Below are 24,545 nucleotides of genomic sequence, written 5' to 3'. Positions count from 1 at the left end.
AAGGCGACAGCAGGTCGAGCCTGCTGCCGCCAAAGTGTGCAGAAAGATTACTGCCCGTTCACCCAATCAATGGCGGCGCGGCAGATCTCCCAGAAGCTGCCGTGCTCCATGCTGGCTCCGCCGACGAGGGCTCCATCCACGTCTTTCTGGCTGATGAGTTCGGCCATGTTGTTCGGCTTCACGCTACCGCCGTATTGCAGGCGGAGTTTCTGGGCGGTGTCTTCACCAAACATCTCAGTCAGAACGCTGCGGACGAAGGCGTGAGCTTCCTGAGCCTGCTCAGGGCTGGCGGTGCGGCCGGTGCCGATGGCCCAGACGGGCTCATAGGCGATGACGCAGTCGAGGATACGGCGTGCACCGACTTCAGCGAGGGACTCGCGGAGCTGGCTCTCCAGCACTTTCTCGATCAGACCACCGTCGCGTTCTTCGAGGGTTTCGCCGATGCAAAGGATGGGGTGCAGGCGCGATTCGAGGGCGGCGAGGACCTTGGCATTGATGACTGCATTCGTTTCACCGAAGATGCTGCGGCGCTCGCTGTGGCCGAGGATGACATAGCGGCAACCACATTCCTTGATCATACGAGCGCTGATCTCTCCCGTGTAGGCACCCGCGGTGTGCTGGCTCATGTTTTGCGCGGCCAGTTCCACGTTTTGCTCGCGGGCATTCGTCAGGGCTTCCTGGGCTTTTGGCAGGCTGACAAAGGGGGGCGCGATGACGATCTGCACCGGGCATTTGTCCGGCACGAGACGAGCGAAGGAGCGGAGGAAGTCGTCCGACTCCTGAGGAGTCATGTGCATCTTCCAATTGGCGGCGATGATGGGCTTGCGGAGGTGGATCATGGGGGTGGTTGGCTGGTATTTAAAGATTACTTCTCCTGCAAGCAGGCGACACCTGGAAGCACTTTGCCTTCGAGGAGTTCGAGGCTGGCACCGCCGCCGGTGGAGATGAAGGTCATCTTGTCAGCGAGCTTGGCTTTCTTCACGGCCTTCACGCTGTCGCCACCACCGATGATGGTCTTGGCGCTGGTGTTTTCGGCGATGGCCGCTGCCACGTCGAAGCTGCCTTTGGAGGACTCTTTAATTTCAAACACGCCCATGGGGCCGTTCCAGATGACGGTCTTGGCCTTGGCGATCTCAGCGGCGAAGAGCTTCACGGACTCAGGTCCGATATCGACGCCTTCCCAGCCGTCCGGGATGTTTTCGTTCACTCCGGTGTACTTGGTGGTGCCGAGCTTCTTGGCATCGAAATCAAAGGCGTCGGTGATCATGGCATCGACCGGGATGAGCAGGTTCACGCCGCGAGCCTTGGCTTTGTCGATCGCTGCCTGGGCGATGGGTTCCCACTCGGGTTTGTAGAGGCTTTTGCCGATGGTGATGCCCTGGACGAGCTTGCGGAAAGTGTAGGCCATGCCGCCGCCGATGATGATGGTGTCGGCCTTTTCAAGCAGGCGATTGATGACCTCGATCTTGTCGTTCACCTTCGCGCCGCCGAGGATCACCACGAACGGACGCTCTGGGTTTTCGAGTTCGTCGTGCAGGTAGGTCAGCTCTTTTTCCATGAGCAAACCGGACACGGCTGGGAGGTAATCAGCGACGCCAGCGGTGGAGCTGTGCGCGCGGTGAGCAGAGCCAAAGGCATCGTTCACGAACACTTCTGCCAGCTCGGCCAGACCCTTGGCAAGTTCGGGATCGTTCTTCTCTTCACCGGCATGGTAGCGGGTGTTTTCCAGCAAAAGCACACCGCCAGCAGGCAGCGCCATGGCTTTCGCGAGAGCGACAGGTCCGATGGTCTCCTCGGAGAACTCGACTGGCACACCGAGAAGCTCGCTGAGTGCAGGAGCCACGGGAGCGAGGGATTCCTTCGGATCGCGCTGACCCTTCGGACGACCGTGATGGGAGCAAAGAATGACCTTGGCACCCGCAGCGATGAGAGCCTTCAGCGTCGGCAGGGTTTCCTGGATGCGGGTGGCGTCCGTGATGACCATCTGGCCGTCTTTTTCGTCGAGAGGGACGTTGAAATCGACGCGCACGAGGACGCGCTTGTTGCTCAGATCGATGTCGCGGATGGTCTTTTTGGGCATGGTCGGTAGGGGGTGAAAAACAGCGCCTTGGGCGCAGGGGGCCGGAGGTTTAGCACAGAGCGTGCTAGGCGCTCGTGAAATTTTCCGGATGCGCCGCAAGAACTGTTCAAAAGCCTCCCAAGGGCTACTCCGCCGTCTTCATTGCCCACCGCAGCTTGGCAGAAGAAGAGCGGGGATTCGCACGCTGCTCTTCCATGCTGGGGCGGATGACGTCGGCGGAGATCTCGGAGTAGAGACCGGCGCGTTCGCCTTCCTGGAAGGCTTTTTTGACGCGGCGGTCTTCGCCGGAGTGGAAGGTGAGGAAGGCGACTCGACCACCGGGTTTGAGCGCGGTGGGGATGGCGCGCAGGAGGCCGTCGAGAGCGCCGAATTCTTCGTTCACGGCGATGCGGATGGCTTGGAAGACTCGGCGAACGGTGCTGTCGGCATCATCGGCGCTGGTGCGCGGGGGGAGGGCGGCTTTGACGGCATCGGCGAGGGATTTCGTGCTGCGCGGCAGGGCGCTTTTGAGCTTAGTGGCGATGACGGCGGCGTAGAATTCGTCGGCGTTTTCTTGAAGCAGCGTGGCGAGTTTCGACTCGGGGATGCTGACGAGCCATTGCGCGGCGGAGACACCACGCTCGGGGTTCATGCGCATGTCGAGCGGGCCGTCCTGCTTGAAGGTGAAGCCGCGCGCGGGGTTATCAATCTGCATGGAGGAGAGGCCGAGGTCGGCGAAGATGACATCGGCTCCGTCGTGCCAGCCTTGGTCGGCGAGGGCGCGGGCGAGCCCGGCGAAGTTGGTTCGGCGGGTGGTGAAGCTTTCCTCCGGCAGGCCGATGGAGCGAAGGCGTGCCTCGGTGCGGACGATCTCGATGGGGTCGGCATCGAGACTGAGGAGGTGGCCGCCAGGCTGGAGGGTCTCCCAAATGGCGCGGCTGTGGCCGCCGTAGCCGAGGGTGCAATCGACGGCGCGGTCGCCAGGCTGCGGAGACAGGCAGTCGAGGACTTCATCGACCATGATGGGCACGTGCTGGCCAGCGGGTGTTTTGCCAGCGGCGCGGACTTTGGCGACTTCGTCGGGGTAGCGCTCGGCGTTCAGCTCCTTGTATTTGTCCTCAAAGCGGCGCGGGTTTTTGCCGCTGTAGCGCTGGCGGCGCTTGTGGACGGGGGCGGCGGACTCGGAGGTGGTGGATTCAGGCTCCGAGCTCATTGTATTTCAGGTTGTTGCCGCGTGCCTTGTCGGCGGGATAGCGCTTCTCGTTGCGGTCGAGTTTGGCCTGCATGGCCTCGGCGAGGGGGATGTCGAGATTATGCGCGAGTTCGAAGAGCAGGATGGCGACATCGGCGATTTCGTCGGTGAGTTCAGCCCGTTTGTCCTGCACGACTTGCGGGATCTGGTCGGGCTGTTTCCAGACGAAATGTTGCATCAGTTCGCCCGCCTCGGCGGCGATGGCGACGGCCATGTCCTTGGGATTGTGAAACTGCTGCCAGTCCCGTGCGTCGCGGAAGGCACAGATGCGTGCGGTGATGGCTTCGATAGTCATGACGTCATGGATGCGACCTGCGCGGGGGTTTGGCAAACTCGGTTATTTGCCTGTTCAAATGCCGCTCGTTTCTCTGAGGAGTGGCCAGACTGCTGCTTGCAAAGGGAGTTGTCCCGGCTAAACGGCGCAGTTCCCTGAACTCAGCAGGGCTCCGGGTTTGCCCCTGGAGACTCCCCATGTCCGAACATAAAAACTCAAACAGTTGGGCCCTCGCTCTTGCAGCGCTGGGCGTGGTCTATGGAGACATCGGCACCAGTCCGTTGTATGCCCTCAAGGAAAGTCTGGTTCATGCGCACTTCGATCCCGCCGGGGATGTGGCGCATCAGGTTTTCGGACCCATCTCACTGATGTTTTGGTCGCTGACTCTGATGGCGGCGGTGAAGTATCTGCTCCTGCTCAGCCATGCGACGAATCAAGGTGAGGGCGGGATGTTTGCCCTGCTGTCGCTCCTGCGCGGGGCCAAGGACTCCTTTGGACCGAAGTCCGTCAGCGCTTTTGTGCTCTTCACGCTCTTTGGAGCAGCGCTGCTGTATGGCGATGGCATGATCACGCCGGCGATCTCGGTTCTGTCGGCGGTGGAGGGTCTGGGTGAGCTGAACAAGAGCTTCACGGCGTATGTGCTGCCGATCGCCACGGTGATTTTGCTCGGGCTTTTCATGGTGCAAAAGCATGGCACGGCGAAAATCGGGGTGAGCTTTGGCCCCGTGATGATCCTGTGGTTCTTCTGTCTTGCCGCGCTGGGGCTGTATCGACTGGTCGATCGCCCGGAGATCCTGGCGGCGCTTTCGCCGCATCACGGCATCGTTTATCTCGGCAGTCATGGGCTGCACGGCATCGTGATCATGGGGATGGTGCTGCTGGCGGTGACGGGTTGTGAAGCGATGTATGCGGACATCGGGCATTTCGGTCGTGGTCCAATGCAGAAGGCTTGGTTCTACCTGGCCTATCCGGCGCTCACGCTGAACTACCTCGGGCAGGGCGCGCTGATTTTGAATAATCCGATGTCGGTGGTGGAAGGCAGCCCCTTTTACCGCATGGCTCCCGAGTGGCTGCTCGCGCCGATGATCATCTTGGCGACGATGGCGACGATCATCGCCTCTCAGGCGATGATCACGGGCGTCTATTCGCTGACCCAGCAGGCAGTCCAGCTCGGCTACCTGCCGCGTCTGAAGATCATCCATACGAACCCCGACATCCGCGGCCAGATCTATATGCCGCAGGTGAATTTCCTCCTCCTGGCCTGCTGTTTGGCGCTGGTTTGGACCTTTGGCAGCAGCAGCCGTCTCGCCTCGGCGTATGGCTTCTCCGTGGCGATGGGGATGCTGCTCACGACGATCCTTTTCTACTTCGTGGCGCGTCGAATCTGGGGATGGTCCTACTGGAAGGCGATCCTGCCCGTGGTGCTTTTTGCCCTTATCGAGAGCAGCTATGTGGCGGGCAGCTTGAGCAAATTCATGGACGGCGCCTGGTTCCCGCTCGTGGTCGCCATCGGGCTCTGGATCGTCATGAAAACGTGGACGGATGGCCGCGCCATCCTCTTCCAGGCCATGCAGCGTGGTCGCCTGCCCGTGCAGTTCCTCATCGATGAGATTCAAAAAGACCGCATCATCCGCGTACCTGGCGCGGCGGTCTTCATGTCGGCCAGTGCCGATGGCCTCCCGCTCGCTCTGCTGCATCATTTGAAGCACAACAAAGCGCTGCATAAGCAGGTGATCCTGCTCACTGTCCGCTTCGAGGACACCCCTTACGTCCAGGACGAAACCCGCCATACCGTGGAGCAGCATTGCGTGGAATTTTATCGCGTGATCCTGCGCTACGGCTTCTCGGAGTCCCCGGAGGTATTCGAGGATCTCGTGCAGGCCCTGGAAGGACACACCAAGGTGAAAAAGAACGGCATCACCTTTTACCAGAGCCGCGAAGTCCTCCTCACCAACGGCCCCGGCAAGATGGCCAAGTGGCGCAAGAAGCTCTTCGTCACCCTCAGCCGCCTCTCCCGCCCTGCCACTGGCTACTTCGACCTGCCACCGCGGCAGGTTTGTGAGCTGGGGATCCAGCTCGAAGTGTGAGTTCCAAACTGGTAGTCCGAAATCTCGCCAGGCCCGAATATAAACCTTTCCAAAATAAAGGAATGGCTCTATTTTCTGTAATTCACAGAATCCGCATGACCATCGCTCTCCTGCGTTGGGCAGACTTCGGGTCGGGTCTTTTCCTGCCCTCAGCGGACTGCACCACGGCGCGAGCGGTGGCGGCGCGAGCCGCCTGACCGAGGGCGGCAGCTACCTCGAAAAAGCCCCAAAAGCATCGCCTTCTTGCCAAGCGGCCAAAAGAGCCCACTCTGCGCCCCCTTTTTCCGCCCATCCGCCTACCTTCCAGTTTTGTGAGCCAGTCCCATCCTACCGATGACCTCCGCGTGGCGGAGATCCTGCCCCTGATCCAGCCCGCGCTGCTGATGCACGACCTGCCGCTCAATGAGACCGGCGCGGCTTTCATCGAAACCTCCCGCAAGCAGGCCGAGGCCATCTTAAACCGCCAAAACGACCGCGTGCTCGTGGTCGTCGGCCCCTGCTCCATCCACGATCATAAAAGCGCCCTCGAATACGCCCAGCTCATCCAAGCCGCCCGCGAGAAGTATGAAAAAGACCTCGAGATCGTCATGCGCGTCTATTTTGAGAAGCCCCGCACCACCGTCGGCTGGAAAGGCTACATCAACGATCCCCACCTGAACGAGAGCTACGACATCAACACCGGCTTACGCGAAGCCCGTAGCCTACTGATCGAGCTGACCCGCATGGGCGTGCCCGCTGGAACTGAGTTTCTCGACGTAATCACGCCGCAGTACATCGCCGACGTCGTCTCCTGGGGAGCCATCGGCGCGCGCACCACCGAGAGCCAGGTCCACCGCCAGCTCTCCTCCGGCCTGTCCATGCCCGTCGGTTTCAAAAACGGCACCGATGGCGGCATCCAAGTCGCACTTGATGCCATCCAGGCCGCCGCCGGACAGCATTGCTTCCTCTCCGTGACCAAGGACGGCGTCGCTGCCATCGTCAAAACGAAGGGCAACACCGCCTGCCATGTCATCCTGCGCGGCGGTAAAGCCGGCACGAACTTCGACGCCGCCTCCATCGACGCTGTCGTCAGCCAGCTCACCGCACGCGGTCTGCCAGCCAGCGTCATGGTCGATTGCAGCCATGGCAACAGTTTGAAGGACTACCGCAAGCAACCGCTCGTCACCGACTCCCTCGCCGAGCAGATCAGCGCTGGCAGCAAATCCATCACCGGCGTGATGATCGAAAGCCACCTCGTCGAAGGACGTCAGGACGCCAAACCAGGCCAGCCCCTGACCTACGGCCAGAGCATCACCGACGCCTGCGTGAACTGGGCTACCACCGAGACCATGCTCGACCAGCTTGCCGCCGCCGTGCGTGCCCGCCGCGCTCGCGGTTAATCCTTTTTCGCCATGCTCACTGCCGTCACCGCCCGCGATGCCATCGAGCGCATGTCGGGCTGCCGCATCCTCGTCATTGGTGACGTGATGCTCGACCATTTCATCTGGGGAGCCGTGCGCCGGATCTCGCCTGAGGCCCCCGTGCCCATCGTCGAGGTCACGAAGGAGACAACCTTCCCTGGTGGCGCGGCGAACGTCGCGCGCAACATCTCCGCGTTCTCGCCTCATGCCTACCTCATGGGCCGCGTGGGGAAAGACAGTGCAGCAGGTGAATTGAAGAAGCTGCTCAATGAAGAGGGCGTGAATACCGACCCGATGCTGGAGAGCGACACCCTGCCTACCATCGCCAAGACGCGCATCATCGCGCGCCAGCAACATGTGGTGCGTGTGGACCGTGAGGTCATCGAGAAGCTGAGTGCGGAAGAGTTGCATCAAATCTCCAGCCGCCTCGAAGTCATGTTGCCGAATCTCGATGGCGTGATCATCGAAGACTACGGCAAAGGCTTCGTCACCCAGGCATTCGCGGATCAAGTGCTCGGCTTGTGCAAAGCAGCAGGGAAGCTCGTCACGGTCGATCCATCACCGCGTAATCCGCTGAGCTGGAAGGGTGCCTCGCTCGTGAAGCCGAACCGCCTCGAGGCCTTCGCCGCAGCGGGCGTCCAAGATCACCACAAGCTCATCCCACCGCTCGAAGACAAGCGCCTCCTCGAAGTCGGCGAGCAGCTCCTCGATCAATGGGCCGTGGGCAAAGTGCTCGTTACGCTCGGCGAGCAGGGCATGATCCTCTTCCAGCGCGACAGCGCCCCACATCACATCCCGACTCGTGCGCGTGAAGTGTACGATGTCTCCGGCGCTGGCGATACCGCCATCGCCTTCCTCACGCTTGCTCTCGCAGCCGGTCTCAGCGCCGAAGACGCCGCCGACATCGCCAACCACGCCAGCGGCATCGTCGTCGGTAAACTTGGCACCGCCCGAGTGATGAAAGACGAGCTGCTCGCTGCTTTCGAGGATTGACCTCACCCTCTCTGCCTCATGGCAGAAAGCCCCCGCATCCTTCATCTCTTCAATCGCTACCGCTTTTTCGGTGGTGAGGAAGCCGCCGTGCTGCGCATGAGCCAGGTCATGCGTGAAAAGGGAGCCGCACTGGAGGAACTCTTCGTCTCTAGCAACGACTGGGAAGGCCCCAGCGCACCGCCGAAGTGGCAGCAGCCCTTGCTTGCCTTTCACAACCCGGTTTCGATCCACCGGCTTCGCGAAACTCACACTCGTCACCGACCCGATCTTTGGTTGGGCCACAATCTGTTGCCCGTTCTCTCGCTCAGCACTTTGCGCGAGGCTCGACGTCAGCAGGTCCCGCTCGCTTTGTATCTGCACAATTACCGCCCCTTCTCCACGAATGGAGCCCTTTGGTGCAACGATCGTCTCGAAACAGGCGGCCTGAAGCGCCGCTTCCTACGTGAGATCATCGCAGGTGCATTTCAGGGTTCCATCGCCCGCACCGCCTGGATCGCGCTGCTGCTGCATCTCGGTCATGCGCTCGGCTGGTATCGGCAGGTCGATGCCTGGATCGCTGTGTCGAGCTTCGTGCGCGACCGCTTCATCGAAGCTGGAGTGCCTGCGGAAAAAGTACACGTTCTCGCCTATCCCTTCTTCCCGCGCAGCGAGGTGCCCGCCGCTCCGGCAGCGGGTCGATTCCTCTTCCTCGGCCGACTCACCGTGGAAAAAGGCACGCGCGTCATGCTCGCCGCCTGGGATCATCTCCGCCAGACACTCCCACCAGCCGAAATGCCGAAGCTCGTCATCGGCGGTGATGGTGACCTGCGTTCCGAAGTCGAAGCCGCCGCCGCTCGCTCGGATGGCTGCATTGAGTATGTCGGGCAGCTGCAAGGCGAGGCGAAAGAAGCCGCCATTCGTGACTGCACTGCGATGCTTGTGCCCTCCCTTTGGTGGGACCCTTATCCGACCGTTGTCTATGAAGCCTTCGATCATGGCCGCGCCGTACTCGCCGCGCGTTCCGGCGGATTGCCCGAAAGTGTGGCGCATGATGAGCGCGGGCTTTTGCATGAAGCAGGTGATGCCGCGCAGCTCGCCTCCCAGGTCCAGACTTTGCAGCAGCAGCCCGAACGCGCCGCGCGCATGGGCAGGGCCGGACGTGATTGGCTTTTGGCAAATGCAGGGGCCGAGCATTGGTGGCAGGGCTTCCTGAAAATCCGCGACATCATTCACGAGCAGCGGCGCGCTTGCGCGAGTGTCTGAGCACTCCACACTCGGCCTTCCACCATGAAGACTCTCGACACGACATCCATGCTCTCGCGCCATCTCGACGGACACCTCACCGCCGTGCAGGCTCTGCGGGATCAGGCCGACATCGTGCAGCAGATGGCCGATGCGTGGATCACCGCGCTCGGAGCCGGAAAAAAAGTATTCTTCTTCGGCAATGGCGGCAGCGCTGCGGATGCCCAGCATCTCGCGGCAGAACTCGTCGTGCGTTATCGCATCAACCGCCGCGCGCTTCCTGGCATCGCATTGACCACGGACACCTCCATGCTCACCGCGCACAGCAACGACTACGGTTTCGAAACCGTCTTTGCCCGACAGATCGAGGCATTGGCGCAGCCTGGAGATGTCGTCGTCGGCATCTCCACTTCGGGCACCAGCCCGAACGTCATCGCCGGGCTGAAAGCCGCGAACGATTGCGGCTGCGTGACCATCTCCTTCACCGCTGCTGGCGGCAAAGACTGCGCTGCGTTGGCAAAGATCGCCTTCAAAGCACCGACTGACATCACGGCTCATGCGCAGGAGTGTCATCTGCTCGTGGGCCATGTTTTATGTGAGGCCGTGGAGGCCTCTTTGAGCGCCGAAGCCTGAGCTTCCGTGCGCATCTCCACTCCTGATCATGGGAGTCCTGAAAATCTTCTCCGCTTCCGTCCTCCTGCGGGTGATGCGGCTGCTGCTGAATGTGCTGATCATCGGCAGCCTCGGGCGTTATCTCGGCGAGCAGGGCACCGGCAGTCTGTTGTCTGCGCTCGCCGTTGTGACTGTGCTGCTGTGCGTGGCAGAACTTGGTCTCGCACGCATCTCTGTACGCGAACAGGTGGCGCAGCCTGAAGAGCGCGCGGCCATTCGCGGCAGCATCTTCCGGCTGCGTTTGATGGCCGGACTTGTGCTCTTTGGCACTGTGGTGCTCGGCGGTTTTGGCTTGGCTAAACAGGACCGCACTCTGCTCTGGATCTACGCTCTTTTGCTTCCAACCCACGCCTTTGCCGAACTCGGCGGCGCACTCGAAGCCGATCATCAGGTTTTGAAAAACCAGTGGGCGCAGTGGTGGGGCTTCCTGATCGGTGCGCTCATCACTTTGGGCGGAGTGCTCATGCAGATGCCGCTCATCTTTTTCCCATGTGCTTTCCTCGCTGAATGCTGGATCACCTCTTTTCGGCAGTGGCTGGCCTTTCGTCGCTCCACCGACACGTTTGGCTTTTGGCGTTGGGATAAAAGTCGTGCTCTGACTTTGTTGCGTGAGTCCTTTCCCGAACTCGCTTCCCAGCTCGCTCTCGTGCTGCTGTTTCGTCTCGATACTCTGATGCTCAAAGCCATGCGCGGTGATGCCGATGCAGGCGTGTATGCCGCAGCAGTCCGGCTTTCCGAGACACTCTATTTCACGCCGATGCTTCTCGCTTCGGTGCTCATGCCACGTCTCGTGAAAGCGCGCCAGTTGGGCGATGGCAGTTACGAAACCGGGCTCGTGCGTTACTTCGCTGGAAGCTGGCTCATGGGCTTTGGCGGCGCGGTTTGTCTCGTCGCCTGTGCGGTGCCGATAACGCAGTTGCTGTGGGGTCAGAAGTTCGCGGGTAGTGCCGACATTCTTTTCATCCACGCCTGGGCTTTCATCCCCTATGCGCTTGGTGTGGCGCGCACCCAGCACCTCACCATTGAGGGCCGTCTTTGGGCAAACCTGCCATCTGTGCTGCTCGCGCTGCTGACCAACATCGTCCTGAACTGGCTGTGGATTCCCGCCTACGGCGGAGCTGGCGCGGCCTGGGCCACTTTGGTGTCCTACTCACTCGCCTGGGTGGCAACTTCCTTCCTGCTGCCGCCGCTACACGCGAGTGGGCGATTGCAGATTCTTGGCGTGAAGCATCTGCCGGTGCTGCCGCGCGAGGTCTGCTCCGCCCTTTTCAAAACCCACCCCGTCTGACCCATGAACGGCAATCCCCTGCCCGCGCTCATCGTCACCTGCCTGCTCGCCTTCACGGCGTGCTTCTCCATTTTGTTGGGAGAAGGCAACGTGCTGGCGAATCTCTTCCTTTACTTCATCATCGGTGGCTCGCTGCTGGCCTTCATGTCACCACGTGCGGGTTTTCTCCTCTGCATCATTTCCAGCGGCTATGTCGATCTCGTGAAGCGGCTCATGATCGTCTCAGACCGCGTTCAGATGCTCGATCTCTATTACATCCTCGGCTTTCCACCGCTGGTGTTCATGGTCTCCGTCCTGTCACTCATGGTGCGCGGATTCACGGGGACGGTGAAGGTGGAGCGCTGGCATGTCGTGATGTGGGTTCTGGCTTGTTTCATCTCGCTGGCGAATGGTGTCCTCTCGCTCGTCGGCGCGGAGGGCGGCTATGGGAGAGCGCTTCAGGACATGGCGAACGGCGCCTACTCGATGATGCTTTTCGCCATGCCGCTGCTCTATGCACGTCCCGACGATGCAATGAAGCTCTTCCGCATCATGCTTTGGATTTATCTGCCAGTGGCCATGTATGCCATTGCCCAGGGACTGTGGGGTTTCCGCGACTTCGAGATCCTCTATCTCCAAAGTGGCTACACCATCGAGGTGAAGCAACTTCTCACAGACCGCGTGCGTGCGTTCTCCACCTTAAATTCTCCGACGAGCCTTGGTGCGGTGTCTGCGGCGCTGATGGTGCTGCCCTTCATGCTTTGGTGCTCCCGTCGTGCAGAAGGTCGCCGCCATCTCACCATTCTGGAGGTGCTCATGTTCACCCCGCTCTTCGCCGGGGCGCTGCTGGCCTCGACCAGCCGCTCCGCCTTCATCATCATCATCGTCTGTGTCATCGGCAGTCTGTGCTTCCGTTCACGTCTCGGTACACGTCTGTTCTATGGGTTCGCAGTCCTCAGCTTTGCCGGACTCATCGCCTCAGCCACCTACCTCCAGGATCGTCTGGCTGATACCACAGAGTCGCTGATCGCCATGGCGGGCAGCCGGGTAAATGAGGAGGCGCTGAATGTGAACACCTTCAGTGACCGCCTCCAGGGATTCGCCATGGTGCTGAGCAATCCCGAGGCTTACACTTGGTTCGGCTACGGGCCGGAACGCGGCACCGAGCCGACCGATCCGCTCTATAATCATGACCTGCTCAGCAACATTCTCGTGCGCTATGGTGCAGTCGCGCTTGCGGGGGCCGTGCTGCTCGGAGTCACCTGTCTGACGTTTGGGCATCGACAGCTTCTCGCCATCCAGGACCGGCGGCAGCGGCGCATCGGAGCCATGATGCTGGCTCTCGTGTGCGGCATGGTGGCAATCTCCATCACCTCGGGGAATGTGTTGAACATTTTCCCGGTGAACATCCTCTTCTGGATGGCCGCCGCTGCTGCCGTGATCGCGGTACGGCATCAGCCCGAGCGGGCCAAAGAACAGCCTCAGCCCAGTGTGCGAGGACAGCCGAGCCAGCCGATGTATCCCATGTCCTACCATGGTACACCCGCCGCTGGTTACCGTCCGCTTCAGCCACCGCATCGTGTTCTGTCCCGCCCGCACTTCCCCAACGCATGATCTCCCGCCTGCGCACCTGGCTCAGCCAGTTCATCTACACTCCGAACACCATCCGCTACCGCGTCGAGTGGCGGCGTCTGCGTGAGGCACTGCGCATCGTTGGGCCGGTCGAGCATCTCTTCGACGGCGGTGCAGGCTCCGGTGAGTTTGCGCGCAAAGCACTGGCCGAAGGCTGGGTGAGACGTGTGACTGCGCTGGAGTATGATTCAGGAAACTTCGCCTGCCTGCGTGCCAAGCTCGGCAGCGACCCGCGTGTGGAAATGCGCCAGGGCTCCCTGCTGGAGATCCCCTTCCCCGATGCCTCCTTCGATCTCGTGCAAAGCACCCAGGTCATCGAGCACATCGAAGATCACGAGACTGCCGCTCGTGAGCTCATCCGTGTGCTGAAGCCCGGTGGTCACGCGCTCATCACTGTGCCTCATCCGCCCGAACCATTTCCCAACGAAGGTCATGTCCGCGAAGGCTACACCGAAGCGGACCTGCGCACGCTTTTTGAGCCGCTCGGCTGCGTGCTAAAACACACGGATTACTGCCTCACGCGCGGCACGGTGGAGCGCATGCTGGCGGTAGAAAAACTGCCGCTGCGCGGTCTCTTCGTCCCCGTCTCACTCGTCGATGCCGAGAAGCATCAGACCACCGCCGAACGCCATGCTGATACTCCCTTTGGCATACTGGCCTTGTTTCAAAAAGTCGGATGAAGCGACTGCTCATTGTGGACCCGGACTTCCTCCGGTCCAGCCCCTCCATGAAAGGCGTGCTGCGTTCATTGCCCGAGTTGCGTGCCGCTGGATTCAAGATCGAAGTCTGGTGTTGGGAGATCGAATCTGATGTGGCCGTGAATCATGTCACGCGCTTGCCGACGCTCGGCGCTCGAAAACTGAAGCTGATGCAAGCCATCCTCTTCTCCATCCAGGTCACGCTGCTCTACCTATGGCGTTTTCAGGTCCGTGGGCAAAGTCGGCCTGACGTGGTGTACTCGATCGTGCCTTATCTCCCGTTTTGTGATGTCGCTCACGCGCATTTCTCACCTTGGAACTGGATTGGTTGCATGGAGCGCATGGGCTGCCACTCGCTTCGAGATCGAGCCGAGCTCATGGCCTACCAGATCTATCGGCGCTGGTCGGACTTCTACCTTTCGGTAACCTCCGCCCGGCTGCTCATCGTGCCTTCACAGGCGGTGGCCGAGGATTACCAAAGGCAATCCCCCGGTCATCAGATCGTCGTCCTGCCGAACTCCTTTGACCGCGCCCGCTTTCATCCCGGCGTGCGCGCCGAGCATCGTGATGCCATGCGTGCGAAGCTGGGATACAGCCCGCAGGATTGTGTGTTCATCTTTGTCAGCATGGGGCATCACCGGCGGAAGGGTTTTTTCCTCGCCGTCGAAGCTCTGGCGAAGCTGCGGCAGCGGCATTCGCGGGTTCGTTTCCTCGTCGTCGGTGGAACACCCTCCACGCTGGAGGGCTTGCAGCAGCGTTTGAATCAAGAGCATCCCGGCTGGCGTGAATGGATGCACTTCACGGGCATGGTGACAGACACCGAGCGCCACTTTGCAGCGGCCGATGGATTTCTTTATCCTTCCTGGTCAGAGGCGCTGGCCCTCGTCGAAATCGAGGCCGCCGAGTGTGGGCTGCCTGTCTTCCTCACGCCGCATCATGGTTCCGAAATGGTGATCGAAGACGGGATGAACGGCCTGCTGCTTCCGCATGAGCCGGCAGGAATGGCCGATGTTCTCGAAACCTTTGTCACCGGTCAATGGCAGCCTGCTCATACAGGCAGCCGACATGGGCTCGACGCGGCTGCTTATGCCGCCCAGTTGACGAAGCTAATTCTCGAATCCTCCCATCCATCCAAACTGCAACATGTCTGAATCCGCCTCCACCTTCTATCTCGGCGAGCAAGGTCAGGAATACTTTGCCTATCAAAACAAGGAGGCCAGCTACGCCGCCGGGCTGGAAACCTTCAAGTTTCGGCCGCACGTCCGTGCCGAGCATCGCGTGCTCGACTTCGGCTGCGGTGGTGGCTGGATCTTGCGTGCACTCGCGCCGAAGCGTGCGGTCGGCGTGGAGATCAATCCTGCCGCGAGAGCTGTCTGCGAGGCACAAGGGACCGAGGTCTATGCCTCGCTGGAAAGCCTTCCGCCACAGACCTTTGATCGCATCATCTCGCATCACTGTCTGGAGCATGTGCCTTATCCGATCGAGACCCTGAAGGCTCTCGGAGCTCGTTTAGAAAAAGACGGACTCCTGGTACTCGTCCTGCCCATCGACGACTGGCGTCGGCAGCCGGATCACACCGCGAAGGACATCGATCATCATCTGCATACATGGACGCCGCGTCTGCTGGCCAACACACTCGCCGAGGCAGGATTTGAATGCCTCGAAGCCCGCGTGCTCACCCATGCTTTTCCGCGTGGCTGGCGTCTCCTGTCACGACTACCCACCCCGCTTTTCCAAGCCTGTTGCTGGCTCTGGAGTACTGCGGCAAAACGCCGCCAGATCGTAGCCGTCGCCCGCAAGCAGGCGTAACATATATCTCCAACATTACTGCCATGTCAGAACCTACTTTTTATGAAAACTACTGGGTGAAGCCCGGTGACGCCGGCGATTGGACACCCGACCTCGGAGGCACCAATCCTGATGAAGAGAAGCTCTTCACGGAACTGCTGAAGCCCGGCATGAATCTCATCGACTACGGCTGCGGCAATGGAGAGCGCTATGGGCTGAGCATGGCAGAACGTGGGGTGACTTATCACGGCTTCGATATCTCCAAGACCGCGCTCGAACACGCCGCACAGCTCGGGCTGAATGTGAAAGCCATCTCTCCGGACAGCAGCATCCCTTTCCCCGATGAAAGCGCCGACGTGGCCATCTGCTTCGAAGTGCTGGAGCATCTCTTGGAGCCGGACACTGCGCTGGCGACGATCCGCCGTGCGTTGAAGCCTGGCGCGCACGCCATCCTCAGCGTGCCCAATGCAGCGAACTACGCGCAGCGGTTGGAGTTCCTCTTCACGGGCTTTTTGAGTCCCGGCGGCAGCCCTCACACCGCCCGCCGCGCCCCCTGGCGTGATCCCCACATCCGGTTCTTTTGTCCGAAGACACTGCGCCAGCTCGCCGAGGCCTCGGGCTTCGAGTTCGTGAAGCTGCACGCACAGCCCTTCACCCTGACCGCGCTGCCCTATGTCTATCGCAAGATGGAATGGCATCCCTTTTTGAACGGGGTCTCGAAACCCTTCGGCTGGCTTTCGCGGCTGTTTCCAGGTTTCTTCAGTGCGCGACTCTTTGCCGTCGTGCGCAAACCCGTGGCATGAATCGGCGCATCGCCATCGTCACTCGTGCGCGGGCCCCTTATCACAAGGCTTTGCAGGAAGCCTATGCGGACGAAGTCGGCGCAGCGGGCGGAGAAGTGCGGCTGTTTTATCCGCGTGGCAGCGCCAGCGTCTTCGCTGACTCCGCCACCGTGCCGCAAGGGAGGCACATCTCAGTCGTCTGGCTCGACACAGAAGAAATCTCCGCTGCTGCCAAAGGCTTTGGCACGCATTGGAAATCCGAAGCCAGTGGTACGCAGCTTCCCTCGTGGCGTTTGTGGCATGAACTCGATCTCTTCGATCCTGTACTCGTCTGGATTCATGAATACAGCCCCTACACGCTTGGTGCGTTGCTTTGGGCCAAGTGGCGCGGGCGACCTGTCGTGGTCTCCAGTGAAGTCGGTCTCGCCAATGAGCATTTTTTTCCCTGGCAGGTGCGGCTCTGGCATCGGCTCTGGAGTCATCTTGCGGATGGTATCATCGCCTGCTCGCCTGCGGCGATTCAGCCGTCTTGTGGTGAAGAACGCCCCGCCGTGGCCGCTTTTCACGCTGCTGACAGCCGCAAGCTTATGCCCCTGCTGCGATCCATCGAGGACGATGACCCCATTCTATTCGTGCAAGTCGGCCGCATCCTGCCACGCAAAGGCACCGACCTTCTGCTCGCCGCGCTGGCGCAAATCAACGCCGCCGGGCACAGGAATTGGCGGCTGCGGTTGCTCGGCCCCGACACGGATGGCTGGGGTCGCAGCCACATCACACGCCTCGGTTTGGACTCGCAGGTGGAGATCACCGGTCATCTCGATGGCGATGCGCTCTGGCAGGCTTTTGGTCAGGCCGATGCCTTCGTGCTCGCGACGCGTCAGGACACCTTCGCAGCCGTGGTGCATGAAGCCGCCTGCCTTGGATTGCCCCTGCTTGTCAGTCGTCATGCGGGTGCGGCGGAGGTGCTGGTGCAGGAGGGAAAGAATGGCTTCACCTTCCTGCCCGAAGACACTGCCGCCTTCACCGCCTGTCTCCATGCAGCGCTGAATCCCACCGCACTCATGACGATGTCCCTGCACGCTCGCGCCATCGCGGAAGAAACCTCCGCGCATGTTCGTGCTCGTGCGGTCTGGACATGGATGGGGCAGCATTTTTCCCTGTGAAGAAGGTTTCTCCATTCCGCTTCTGGCCGTGGGTTCTGCTCGCTGCGAGCCTTGTTCTGCTGGTGGCCTTCCAGCCATATGCGGCAGGCTACGGAGCGTTTCGACTGACATTGCTGGAGGAGCTGCTGATGCGCTGGAAAGACCCGACGTGGCAGCATGGGTTCCTGGCTCCATTCATCGTGGGCTGGCTGGTGTGGAAGCGAAAGGACGAGCTGGCGGCACTGCCTGTGAAAGGCAGCGTGCTGGGGTTGCTGGCGGTGCTCGTGGCGATGCTTGCCTACTTCGGTGGATACAAGGCGAACAATTATTACCTCGGTGCCTTTGCGGTGCAGCTTTTCGTCGCAGGAGTGGTGGTCGCCTGTCTCGGCTGGGCTCATGCCCGGGTACTCTGCTTCGCGTGGTTGATGCTCTGCTTCATGTGGCCGCTGGTGTTTTTGGAGGACTCCGTTTCTTTCCGTCTCCGCGTGCTGATGGTGGAGACGACTTCCTTTGTGCTGAACACGATCGGCCTCGACACCATTCGCGAAGGCACGGCACTCATTTCTGCACCCGATGCCGAACACACAGCGGGGCAGCTTTTCAGCCTCAAAGTGGACGGGCCATGCAGTGGGATGAGGTCGCTCTTCGCGCTGCTAATGGTGTCTGCGCTCTTTGGATACTTCCGTCAAAGGACGCTGCCGAGGCGCTTGTTCCTCTTCCTCTGCGGCTTCCCGCTGGCGGTGATTGCAAACATGGCTCGGCTGCTGATTCTCATCGCGGGGTCGATGGCCTTTGGGCAGGAGTTTGCGGTGGGAGATCAGGAGCGGGAGGTGAGCACGTTTCACTTTGTGTCCGGCATCGTGGTGTATCTCGTGGCACTGGCTGGGCTGGAGGGTGTGGGACGGGTTTTCGGAAGCCGCGCAGTCGCGGAGGTAGGGAGACGCGTCGAGCCAGACGCAGCGTCTCCGAGTCCCCGTGTCTCCGTGTCTCCGCGTTTGGTCGCGATCACACTCTGCGTCGTCGCTACCATCGCTGCATGTCGGCTTTCCCCGGAGGTGCGCGCGGGAGATGCCTCGGGCGTGGTGATGGAGCTGCCCACAGCCATCGGACGCTTCCTGGGGCAGCCTTTGGAAAGAGACGCAGCGGAGAAAGAACTGCTGCCGGCGGACACGCAGATGGTGAAGATGCAGTACCGATCCCCTGGTCGGCCTGCGGATCGTGATCTGGCACAGGTGACGCTCGTACTCGCCGGAGCGGAGCGGCGCAGCATCCACCGTCCAGAAGTGTGTCTCGATGGTCAGGGCTGGACGCTGCTGGATTCGCGCATCGTGCCCGTGGAGATCTCACCGGGGCGATTTTTAAATGTGAAGGATCTCCTGGTGGAGCGTGAGATGCGCCGGGAGGATGGCACTCCGAAGATGCTGCGGGCGCACTATGTCTATTGGTTCATCGGCACGGATGTGACGACGCCAAGCAATGCCGTGCGTGTGTGGCTGAGCACCTGGGATAACATCGCCCGCAATGTGAATCACCGCTGGGCCTACGCGAGCGTGACGGCCTGGGTCACAGACAATCTGGAGACGCGTGAGTCGGGTCAGCGTGCGCGTGATTCTGAAGCCACGACGAAGCTGGTCTCCGAGCTGATCCGGGAGCTGGCACCGAGCTTTCAGAAGTCTCTGGCCGTCGATTCCGCTGCTTTGTAAGTTCTTTGTTCTCTGTTCACCGACGCATTGCAGGGAAGCCAGATTTTGGCGATTGTGGTTTTCTTTCTGATGAACGAGCGATTCGACCGAGACTCCGAACTGCTGATCGATGGGCTGCGGGGCATCGCGGCCCTGCTGGTGATGTTCACGCACTCGTTTGATCTGGCCGTGGCGGAGACTTACGGCTGGTCTTACGCGGAGAATCCCGAGGGCTGGCGCTGGGCGCGGGCCAGCATCGGCCATGGCGGATTCTGGGTGTGGTGCTTCTTCATGATTTCGGGTCTTTGCATCCACCGCAGCATCGCCCGAAGCATAGAAGAGGGCAGCTTTTCCTGGTGGCGCTACGCCGTGGCGAGGATCACGCGGATCTACCCGCTCTTTCTGATCGGGCTGGCACTGGCTGGCGCATCCTGGATGCTGCATGAAGAATTCGGCAATGGCTACAATCCAACACCCTGGCGGCAACTCGGGGCCAGTCTTCTGAGCCTGCATATCTTCACCGCGCCTTTTCCGGCCTTCGAGCCCTCCTGGAGCCTGAGCTGTGAGATGATCTACTATGCGATGTGGCCGACGGCGCTTCTGCTGAGTGGTGGGCGGGTCAACAGGGCGGCCTTTGCCGCACTCATCGCCGTCTTGATGGGGGTGACGGGCATCCTGGTGCTTTGGAAGGTGTTTCACCTCATGGAACACCGGGCTTCCGTGGATGGAGTCTGGACGATTTTGGTATTGTTCCCCGTGTGGATTTGCGGAGCCTGGATGGCAGGAAACTGGGCCAGTGTACGGCTGGCTGTTTCCAGGCGGAAATGGGTCGCCGCCATTGTTCTTTGTTTCGTTTCGGAGGGGCTTCTCGTGGTTCTGAAGTTCAAACAGTACCCGGGCTGGGCCGTTCATCTGGCGGGATGGAGCTCGATCCCGGGGCTGATGCTGCTCCTCACTGGTGCCGAGCATGTACGCTTGAGCGCCCGCCCATGGGCTGAGCCGGTCTGCCGCTGGCTGGGGCAGATGAGCTACCCATGCTACATCCTGCACATGCAGCTTCTTTTGCTGCTGGTTCATTTCATGGATCAGGCAGCCCCCGAAATCGTGCATCACTACCCCATCGCTCATGCTGCCATCGAGTTTAGCGTGGTGTTGGCAGTGCTCATCTTCGTGGGGCCGCGTTTGGAGCGCTTCTTCATGGCTTGGCGATCCCGTGTGCTCGCCAGCACCAGGGCATCCGTGCTGAAGGTGGCCTGAGTCGCGACGAGACATCTCGTCTTTTTCATCTCATGTGTGGTTTCATCGGCTGCTTCGCACCCTCGGGCCGGCCTCTGCCCTCGGATGGCACTTTGGAGGCGATGCTGCGCTCCATCCGCCATCGCGGGCCGGATGATGAAGGTTTCCATGCCGTGTCTTTCTCGCGAGGTGTCACGTCCGTGCATACTTCGGGTCAAACTTTGCCCCAGGGCGCGGACGGCGGCTTTGGCTTTGCACGGCTGAGCATCCAGGATCTCTCTGAAGCTGGGCATCAACCCATGGCCAGCCGTGATGGCAGCGTCGTGCTCGTCTTCAATGGCGAGATCTACAACGCAGGCGAACTGCGTGAACAATTGCGCGCCGAGGGTGCTGAGTTTCGCGGCCACTCGGACACGGAGGTAATCCTCCGCCTCTATGAACTTCATGGCTGGGACACGATGCTCGCTCGGATCGAGGGCATGTTCGCTATCGCCATCGCCGATGTGAAAGCGGGCACATTGCGGGTTGCCCGGGATCATTTCGGCATCAAGCCGATGTATCATACCCGGCTGGCGGATGGCACGCTGCTCATCGCTTCGGAGATCAAGGCCTTCCTCCAGCACCCCGGCTTCCGCGCCGAGATGGAAACGGCGCACTTGGCGGAGCAGCTCATGTTTCGCTACACGGCCTGGGACCGCACCCTGCTCCGTGGCGTGCAGCAGCTCCCGCCCGGCCATGAGATGTGCTGGCGAGCTGACAGCGGTGAGCTGACACTGCGCCGCTACTGGCACCTGCCCGATGCCTCCGATGAGGAGGGTAATGCTGATTCTGTGCGCGAAGCTCTCCGCCGCGCCGTCCAGAGCCAGCTCGTGAGCGATGTCCCACTCGGCACGCAGCTCAGCGGCGGCATCGACTCCTCCCTCATCACGCTCGATGCCGCACGCGCCAGCACGGACACCCGGCATAGTTTTTCCATCGTCTTCGATGATCCCGAAGTCAGCGAAGACGCCTGGATCACCGAGGCGGCACGCAAGGCGGGCGTCCACAGCCACCGCTACCTTTTCTCTCCGCAGCACTTCGCGGACGACTTTGCCCGTGTGACCTGGCATCTCGATGGCCCGCCTGGAAATCCGAACACTCTTGCCATCGACCTCCTCGCCCGTGAGGCGCGACAGACTGTGAAAGTCATGCTCACGGGAGAAGGCTGCGATGAACTCTTCGCCGGCTACAACCGCTTTTACTACACCGCCCTCCAGCAGCAGCACCCGGCGCTCTTCCGTCTCGGGGCCAAACTCGCCGGACAGTCTCGTGGGCGGCTCTGGCGGCTCTTCGGTCAGGCCAGCGAGAGCTTGGAGCGGCAGATGGTCACTGGCTCGGCTTATGGCGCGGCGGCACTCATCACAGAACTTCTGCCTGGCGCACGTGTCGAGGAGGCCATCGCACAGCGACTGGATCATCTCGCTGCCATTCCTGGCTCTGGATTGCGAAAGCAGATCCGCTACGAAGCCGAGACCTACCTGCCCGACCTCCTGCTTCGCCAGGACAAGATGACCATGGCACACGGCGTGGAATGCCGGGTGCCCTTCCTCGATCTTGGCGTGGCCAAAGCCGCCCGTGCCCTGCCGCTCAGTTCACTCGCCTGTCCCGTCTATGGGCCAAACGCCCGGATGCACGGCACGAAGCGGATCATCAAGCAGCTCGCCGTGAAGGAGTTTGGCCCCGCCTTTGCCTACCGGCGGAAACGCGGCTTCGATGTGCCCTTGGCTGCCTTTTTCCGCCAACCCGCAGTCGCGGAGCGGATGCAGGACGAATGGCTCCCTGGACTGAAGAAGCGGGGTATTCTCGATGGTCAGGCGGTCGAGCGGCTCTGGCATGAAGTCTCGTCAGGATCTACGGATGGGAAAGCCGAGGCTGAGGCTTTGTGGGTAGCCGTCGGCCTCGAAGTCTGGGCAGGCAAGGTTCTGTCTGCGGAAAGCAGAGTTTAGCTAAAATCGCTAAGGAAGCAGGTTTTTTTAAGTTCGGTTGCCTTAATGGGTGTTTTATAATAAAATTTAGTTCATGAAACTTTCTTGCCTCTTTCTTTGCTTGTCGATTGGGCTGCTAAGCATAAATGCCAGCGCCCAGACTGCAGCTATCAATGGCGTGGATCGTGACGGCTATGGCGGTGTTTATGAAATTTCCGGCGGTGTCTTCGATGGTGGCAATTATTGGTGGATGTGTGTCGAGCCCACCAGTGGCACCAATGGTGCGGGCAATGGACAAGGGTTGATTGCCGATGCTCTCAGTCTCTCCGATGCCTGGGACCAGCAGAACACCGAACGTCTCACCGACTATCAAAACAACGCCGCCTTCTACACCGCCCTCCCGAATCAGGTCCGCATCATGGAATATGTGCTGGATACCTATCTGCCCTGGAGCGAGGTGGGCGTTTCTGGCCGGTTCACAGAGCAGAGCAGCAACGCCGCAGGCTTTGGTGCCGACGATACTTTCTATAACGCTTTCTTCACCGTTCAGAATTTCCTGGCTGATGTCTATGGCACCCCTGGCAAAACGGACTTCACGGATATTGGCACTGCGGGCCTGAACCCATTCGTGTTCGAGCCAGGAAACGCGGCTGGTAACCTCCCAGCACTTGCTGCACGTCAGGTGCTCTTTGACTCCATCATCAATGATGTCGCCGCGAAGGCAGGCACGACCTTTTTTGACACCTATGCCGTTCAAGGCACCTACCTCGTCGCCAATTCCAATTTCTCGATCGCCAATAACACCGATCCCAACGCTCCTGACTACAACTGGCAGGATGCGCTCATCATTCTCTCGCCCGTCCCAGAGCCAAGTGGAGCCCTGTTGATCGCCTGCACCGGCCTCGTCGTCATGCTGCGCCGCTTCCGCAAGCTGGGCAAGGCGGCCCGCTGACCTCCGCGTTCCCGGCGGTCCCTGTCTTCAGGGCAAAGAAAGCCCGCTGAATGTCTCTCGAAGACAAACTCTACCCGCTGCTCCGGCTCTACGATGCCGCTCCGCAGCCGGTTAAATCCCTCGCCGGGCGCGCCTTCCGCAGCCTGCCCGCTGCATGGCGTTACGGCAGTGAGTATGCTCGTTTTCAAAAAGAAGCCGCCTTGGTCGAGACGTGGGATTTGGAGACGATCCGCCGCTATCAGGTCCAAGCACTGAGAGAGAGCCTCATCGCCGCCAGCAATGCCCCGCTTTACGCCCGCCGTTTCGCTAAAGCAGGGGTGAAGCCCGATCAGTTTGAATCCCTGGAGCAGCTCGCCGAATACCCTTTCCTCACCAAGCAGGATCTCCTCGAGCACCGTGAGGAGCTAGTGAACCCCGAGATCCATGCCAAACAGCGCCTCTACATCACCACCGGCGGCTCCAGCGGTGTGCCCGTCGGCTTTTACCTCCAGCGCGGCATCAGTCGGCCCAAGGAGCAGGCCTACCTCGAAGCTCAATGGTCACGCCGGGGCTACCGCGTCGGAGATCGCGTGGCCGTCATCCGGGGCGGTGTGACCTCCAACAAAGCCCGTGGCCGCATTAGCTCCTACGATGCCACTCGGGACTGGCTCATCCTCTCCTCCTACCACCTCACCGCCCAGCGCCTGCCCGAATACGTCGCCGCGCTGAATCGCTTCCGCCCGCAGCATCTGCACGCCTACCCCAGCGCCGCCCTTTTGCTCGCCCGTGGCTTGGAGCAAACCGGTCTGAAGCTCGACTTCCGCCTCACTTCCGTGCTCTGTGGTTCTGAAAAGCTCACCGCTGACTCGCAGGAGTATCTGGAGCGCATTCTCGGAACCCGCGTCTTCCATTGGTATGGACACAGCGAGCGCGTCGTGCTCGCCGGGCAGGGCCGCCAGTCAGACCACCTCCACTTTTGGCCCACCTATGGCTTCGTCGAGTTCGCCACGCCCGACGAAAACGGCCACCGCGAGATCATCGGCACCTCTTTTCACAATCACGCCATGCCACTCGTGCGCTACCGCACCGGCGACTACGCCCGCTTCTCCAACCAGCCCGAAAACGAGCTGCCCGGCATGACCGAGATCGCCGCCGTCGTCGGGCGCGACTACGAGTTTCTCGTCAGCGCCACAGGCCGCCAGATCTCCCTCACGGCCATCAACATGCACGACCGCATTTTTGACAGTCTTCTCGCCGTGCAGTTCGCCCAGGAAAAGCCCGGCGATGTCGAATTCCGCTACCAGCCCGGCCCCCAGTGGCAAAGCTCGCGCCTCGAACCCATCCGCACCGGATTGCTTCATAAGCTGGGCGACGACTTCACCCTCACCCTGAAGGAAGTCCCCGAAGTCGAAAAAACCGCCGCTGGGAAGCACAAGTGGCTGGTGACAAAGCTGAATCACTGACC

General features: G+C 60.8%; 21 protein-coding genes. 17 read left to right on the top strand and 4 right to left on the bottom strand.

Annotated elements, in window-relative coordinates:
- Positions 1–47: 47 nt before the first annotated feature.
- From tpiA to AC6FTP_RS01590, 4 genes are all read right to left on the bottom strand, one after another.
- Entirely contained in the window at positions 48–839 is a 792-nt protein-coding gene (gene tpiA / locus AC6FTP_RS01605; protein ID WP_497205152.1) for a triose-phosphate isomerase, read from the bottom strand.
- Between the two features lie 26 nt (positions 840–865).
- Positions 866–2,080, bottom strand: a complete 1,215-nt coding sequence (locus AC6FTP_RS01600; protein WP_497205151.1) for a phosphoglycerate kinase — start codon at positions 2,078–2,080, stop codon at positions 866–868.
- 124 nt (positions 2,081–2,204) lie between these two features.
- On the bottom strand, positions 2,205–3,272 hold the full coding sequence (gene rsmH, locus AC6FTP_RS01595) for a 16S rRNA (cytosine(1402)-N(4))-methyltransferase RsmH (protein WP_497205150.1): 1,068 nt from the start codon (positions 3,270–3,272) through the stop codon (positions 2,205–2,207).
- A complete protein-coding gene (locus AC6FTP_RS01590) occupies positions 3,256–3,606 on the bottom strand; it encodes a nucleotide pyrophosphohydrolase (protein WP_497205149.1) in 351 nt (116 codons plus the stop codon). Before AC6FTP_RS01590 ends, rsmH begins: the two co-directional genes overlap by 17 nt.
- A gap of 176 nt (positions 3,607–3,782) precedes the next feature.
- Here AC6FTP_RS01590 and AC6FTP_RS01585 point away from each other — a divergent pair, with 176 nt between their 5' ends.
- The 17 genes from AC6FTP_RS01585 (at position 3,783) to AC6FTP_RS01505 (ending at position 24,543) form a co-directional block, all read left to right on the top strand.
- Positions 3,783–5,672: a potassium transporter Kup gene (locus tag AC6FTP_RS01585; protein WP_497205148.1), complete on the top strand. Its 1,890-nt coding sequence runs from the start codon at positions 3,783–3,785 to the stop codon at positions 5,670–5,672.
- A 311-nt stretch (positions 5,673–5,983) separates the two neighbouring features.
- Positions 5,984–7,051 (top strand): 3-deoxy-7-phosphoheptulonate synthase, encoded by a 1,068-nt coding sequence (locus AC6FTP_RS01580; RefSeq protein ID WP_497205147.1) that lies wholly within the window; start codon positions 5,984–5,986, stop codon positions 7,049–7,051.
- 12 nt (positions 7,052–7,063) lie between these two features.
- Positions 7,064–8,065, top strand: coding sequence for a D-glycero-beta-D-manno-heptose-7-phosphate kinase (rfaE1, locus tag AC6FTP_RS01575; protein ID WP_497205146.1), 1,002 nt, complete (start codon positions 7,064–7,066; stop codon positions 8,063–8,065).
- A gap of 18 nt (positions 8,066–8,083) precedes the next feature.
- A complete protein-coding gene (locus AC6FTP_RS01570) occupies positions 8,084–9,307 on the top strand; it encodes a glycosyltransferase family 4 protein (protein WP_497205145.1) in 1,224 nt (407 codons plus the stop codon).
- Between the two features lie 24 nt (positions 9,308–9,331).
- On the top strand, positions 9,332–9,919 hold the full coding sequence (locus tag AC6FTP_RS01565) for a D-sedoheptulose-7-phosphate isomerase (RefSeq protein ID WP_497205144.1): 588 nt from the start codon (positions 9,332–9,334) through the stop codon (positions 9,917–9,919).
- A 28-nt stretch (positions 9,920–9,947) separates the two neighbouring features.
- Positions 9,948–11,246, top strand: coding sequence for a flippase (locus tag AC6FTP_RS01560; protein ID WP_497205143.1), 1,299 nt, complete (start codon positions 9,948–9,950; stop codon positions 11,244–11,246).
- Positions 11,247–11,249: 3 nt separating this feature from the next.
- Complete coding sequence (locus AC6FTP_RS01555) at positions 11,250–12,839, top strand: O-antigen ligase family protein (RefSeq protein ID WP_497205142.1); 1,590 nt, start codon at positions 11,250–11,252, stop codon at positions 12,837–12,839.
- Positions 12,836–13,537 (top strand): class I SAM-dependent methyltransferase, encoded by a 702-nt coding sequence (locus tag AC6FTP_RS01550; protein ID WP_497205141.1) that lies wholly within the window; start codon positions 12,836–12,838, stop codon positions 13,535–13,537. Before AC6FTP_RS01555 ends, AC6FTP_RS01550 begins: the two co-directional genes overlap by 4 nt.
- Entirely contained in the window at positions 13,534–14,706 is a 1,173-nt protein-coding gene (locus AC6FTP_RS01545) for a glycosyltransferase family 4 protein (protein ID WP_497205140.1), read from the top strand. Before AC6FTP_RS01550 ends, AC6FTP_RS01545 begins: the two co-directional genes overlap by 4 nt.
- Positions 14,699–15,364 (top strand): class I SAM-dependent methyltransferase, encoded by a 666-nt coding sequence (locus AC6FTP_RS01540; protein WP_497205139.1) that lies wholly within the window; start codon positions 14,699–14,701, stop codon positions 15,362–15,364. The genes AC6FTP_RS01545 and AC6FTP_RS01540 overlap by 8 nt, the downstream gene beginning before the upstream one ends.
- Before the next feature lie 23 nt (positions 15,365–15,387).
- Positions 15,388–16,146 (top strand): class I SAM-dependent methyltransferase, encoded by a 759-nt coding sequence (locus AC6FTP_RS01535; protein ID WP_497205138.1) that lies wholly within the window; start codon positions 15,388–15,390, stop codon positions 16,144–16,146.
- Positions 16,143–17,288, top strand: a complete 1,146-nt coding sequence (locus AC6FTP_RS01530) for a glycosyltransferase family 4 protein (protein WP_497205137.1) — start codon at positions 16,143–16,145, stop codon at positions 17,286–17,288. Before AC6FTP_RS01535 ends, AC6FTP_RS01530 begins: the two co-directional genes overlap by 4 nt.
- Entirely contained in the window at positions 17,285–18,970 is a 1,686-nt protein-coding gene (locus tag AC6FTP_RS01525) for an exosortase/archaeosortase family protein (protein WP_497205136.1), read from the top strand. The genes AC6FTP_RS01530 and AC6FTP_RS01525 overlap by 4 nt, the downstream gene beginning before the upstream one ends.
- A gap of 69 nt (positions 18,971–19,039) precedes the next feature.
- Positions 19,040–20,206: an acyltransferase family protein gene (locus tag AC6FTP_RS01520; RefSeq protein WP_497205135.1), complete on the top strand. Its 1,167-nt coding sequence runs from the start codon at positions 19,040–19,042 to the stop codon at positions 20,204–20,206.
- Between the two features lie 32 nt (positions 20,207–20,238).
- Complete coding sequence (gene asnB, locus AC6FTP_RS01515; RefSeq protein ID WP_497205134.1) at positions 20,239–22,170, top strand: asparagine synthase (glutamine-hydrolyzing); 1,932 nt, start codon at positions 20,239–20,241, stop codon at positions 22,168–22,170.
- Positions 22,171–22,243: 73 nt separating this feature from the next.
- The gene (locus AC6FTP_RS01510) at positions 22,244–23,101 is read left to right on the top strand and encodes a hypothetical protein (RefSeq protein ID WP_497205133.1); all 858 of its coding nucleotides are present in this window, start codon (positions 22,244–22,246) and stop codon (positions 23,099–23,101) included.
- 50 nt (positions 23,102–23,151) lie between these two features.
- Entirely contained in the window at positions 23,152–24,543 is a 1,392-nt protein-coding gene (locus tag AC6FTP_RS01505) for a phenylacetate--CoA ligase family protein (RefSeq protein ID WP_497205132.1), read from the top strand.
- The last annotated feature ends 2 nt before the right edge of the window (positions 24,544–24,545 follow it).

The organism is Prosthecobacter sp. (assembly GCF_044378005.1).
Lineage (GTDB): Bacteria > Verrucomicrobiota > Verrucomicrobiia > Verrucomicrobiales > Verrucomicrobiaceae > Prosthecobacter.
This window is presented reverse-complemented; position numbering and strand designations above follow the sequence as displayed.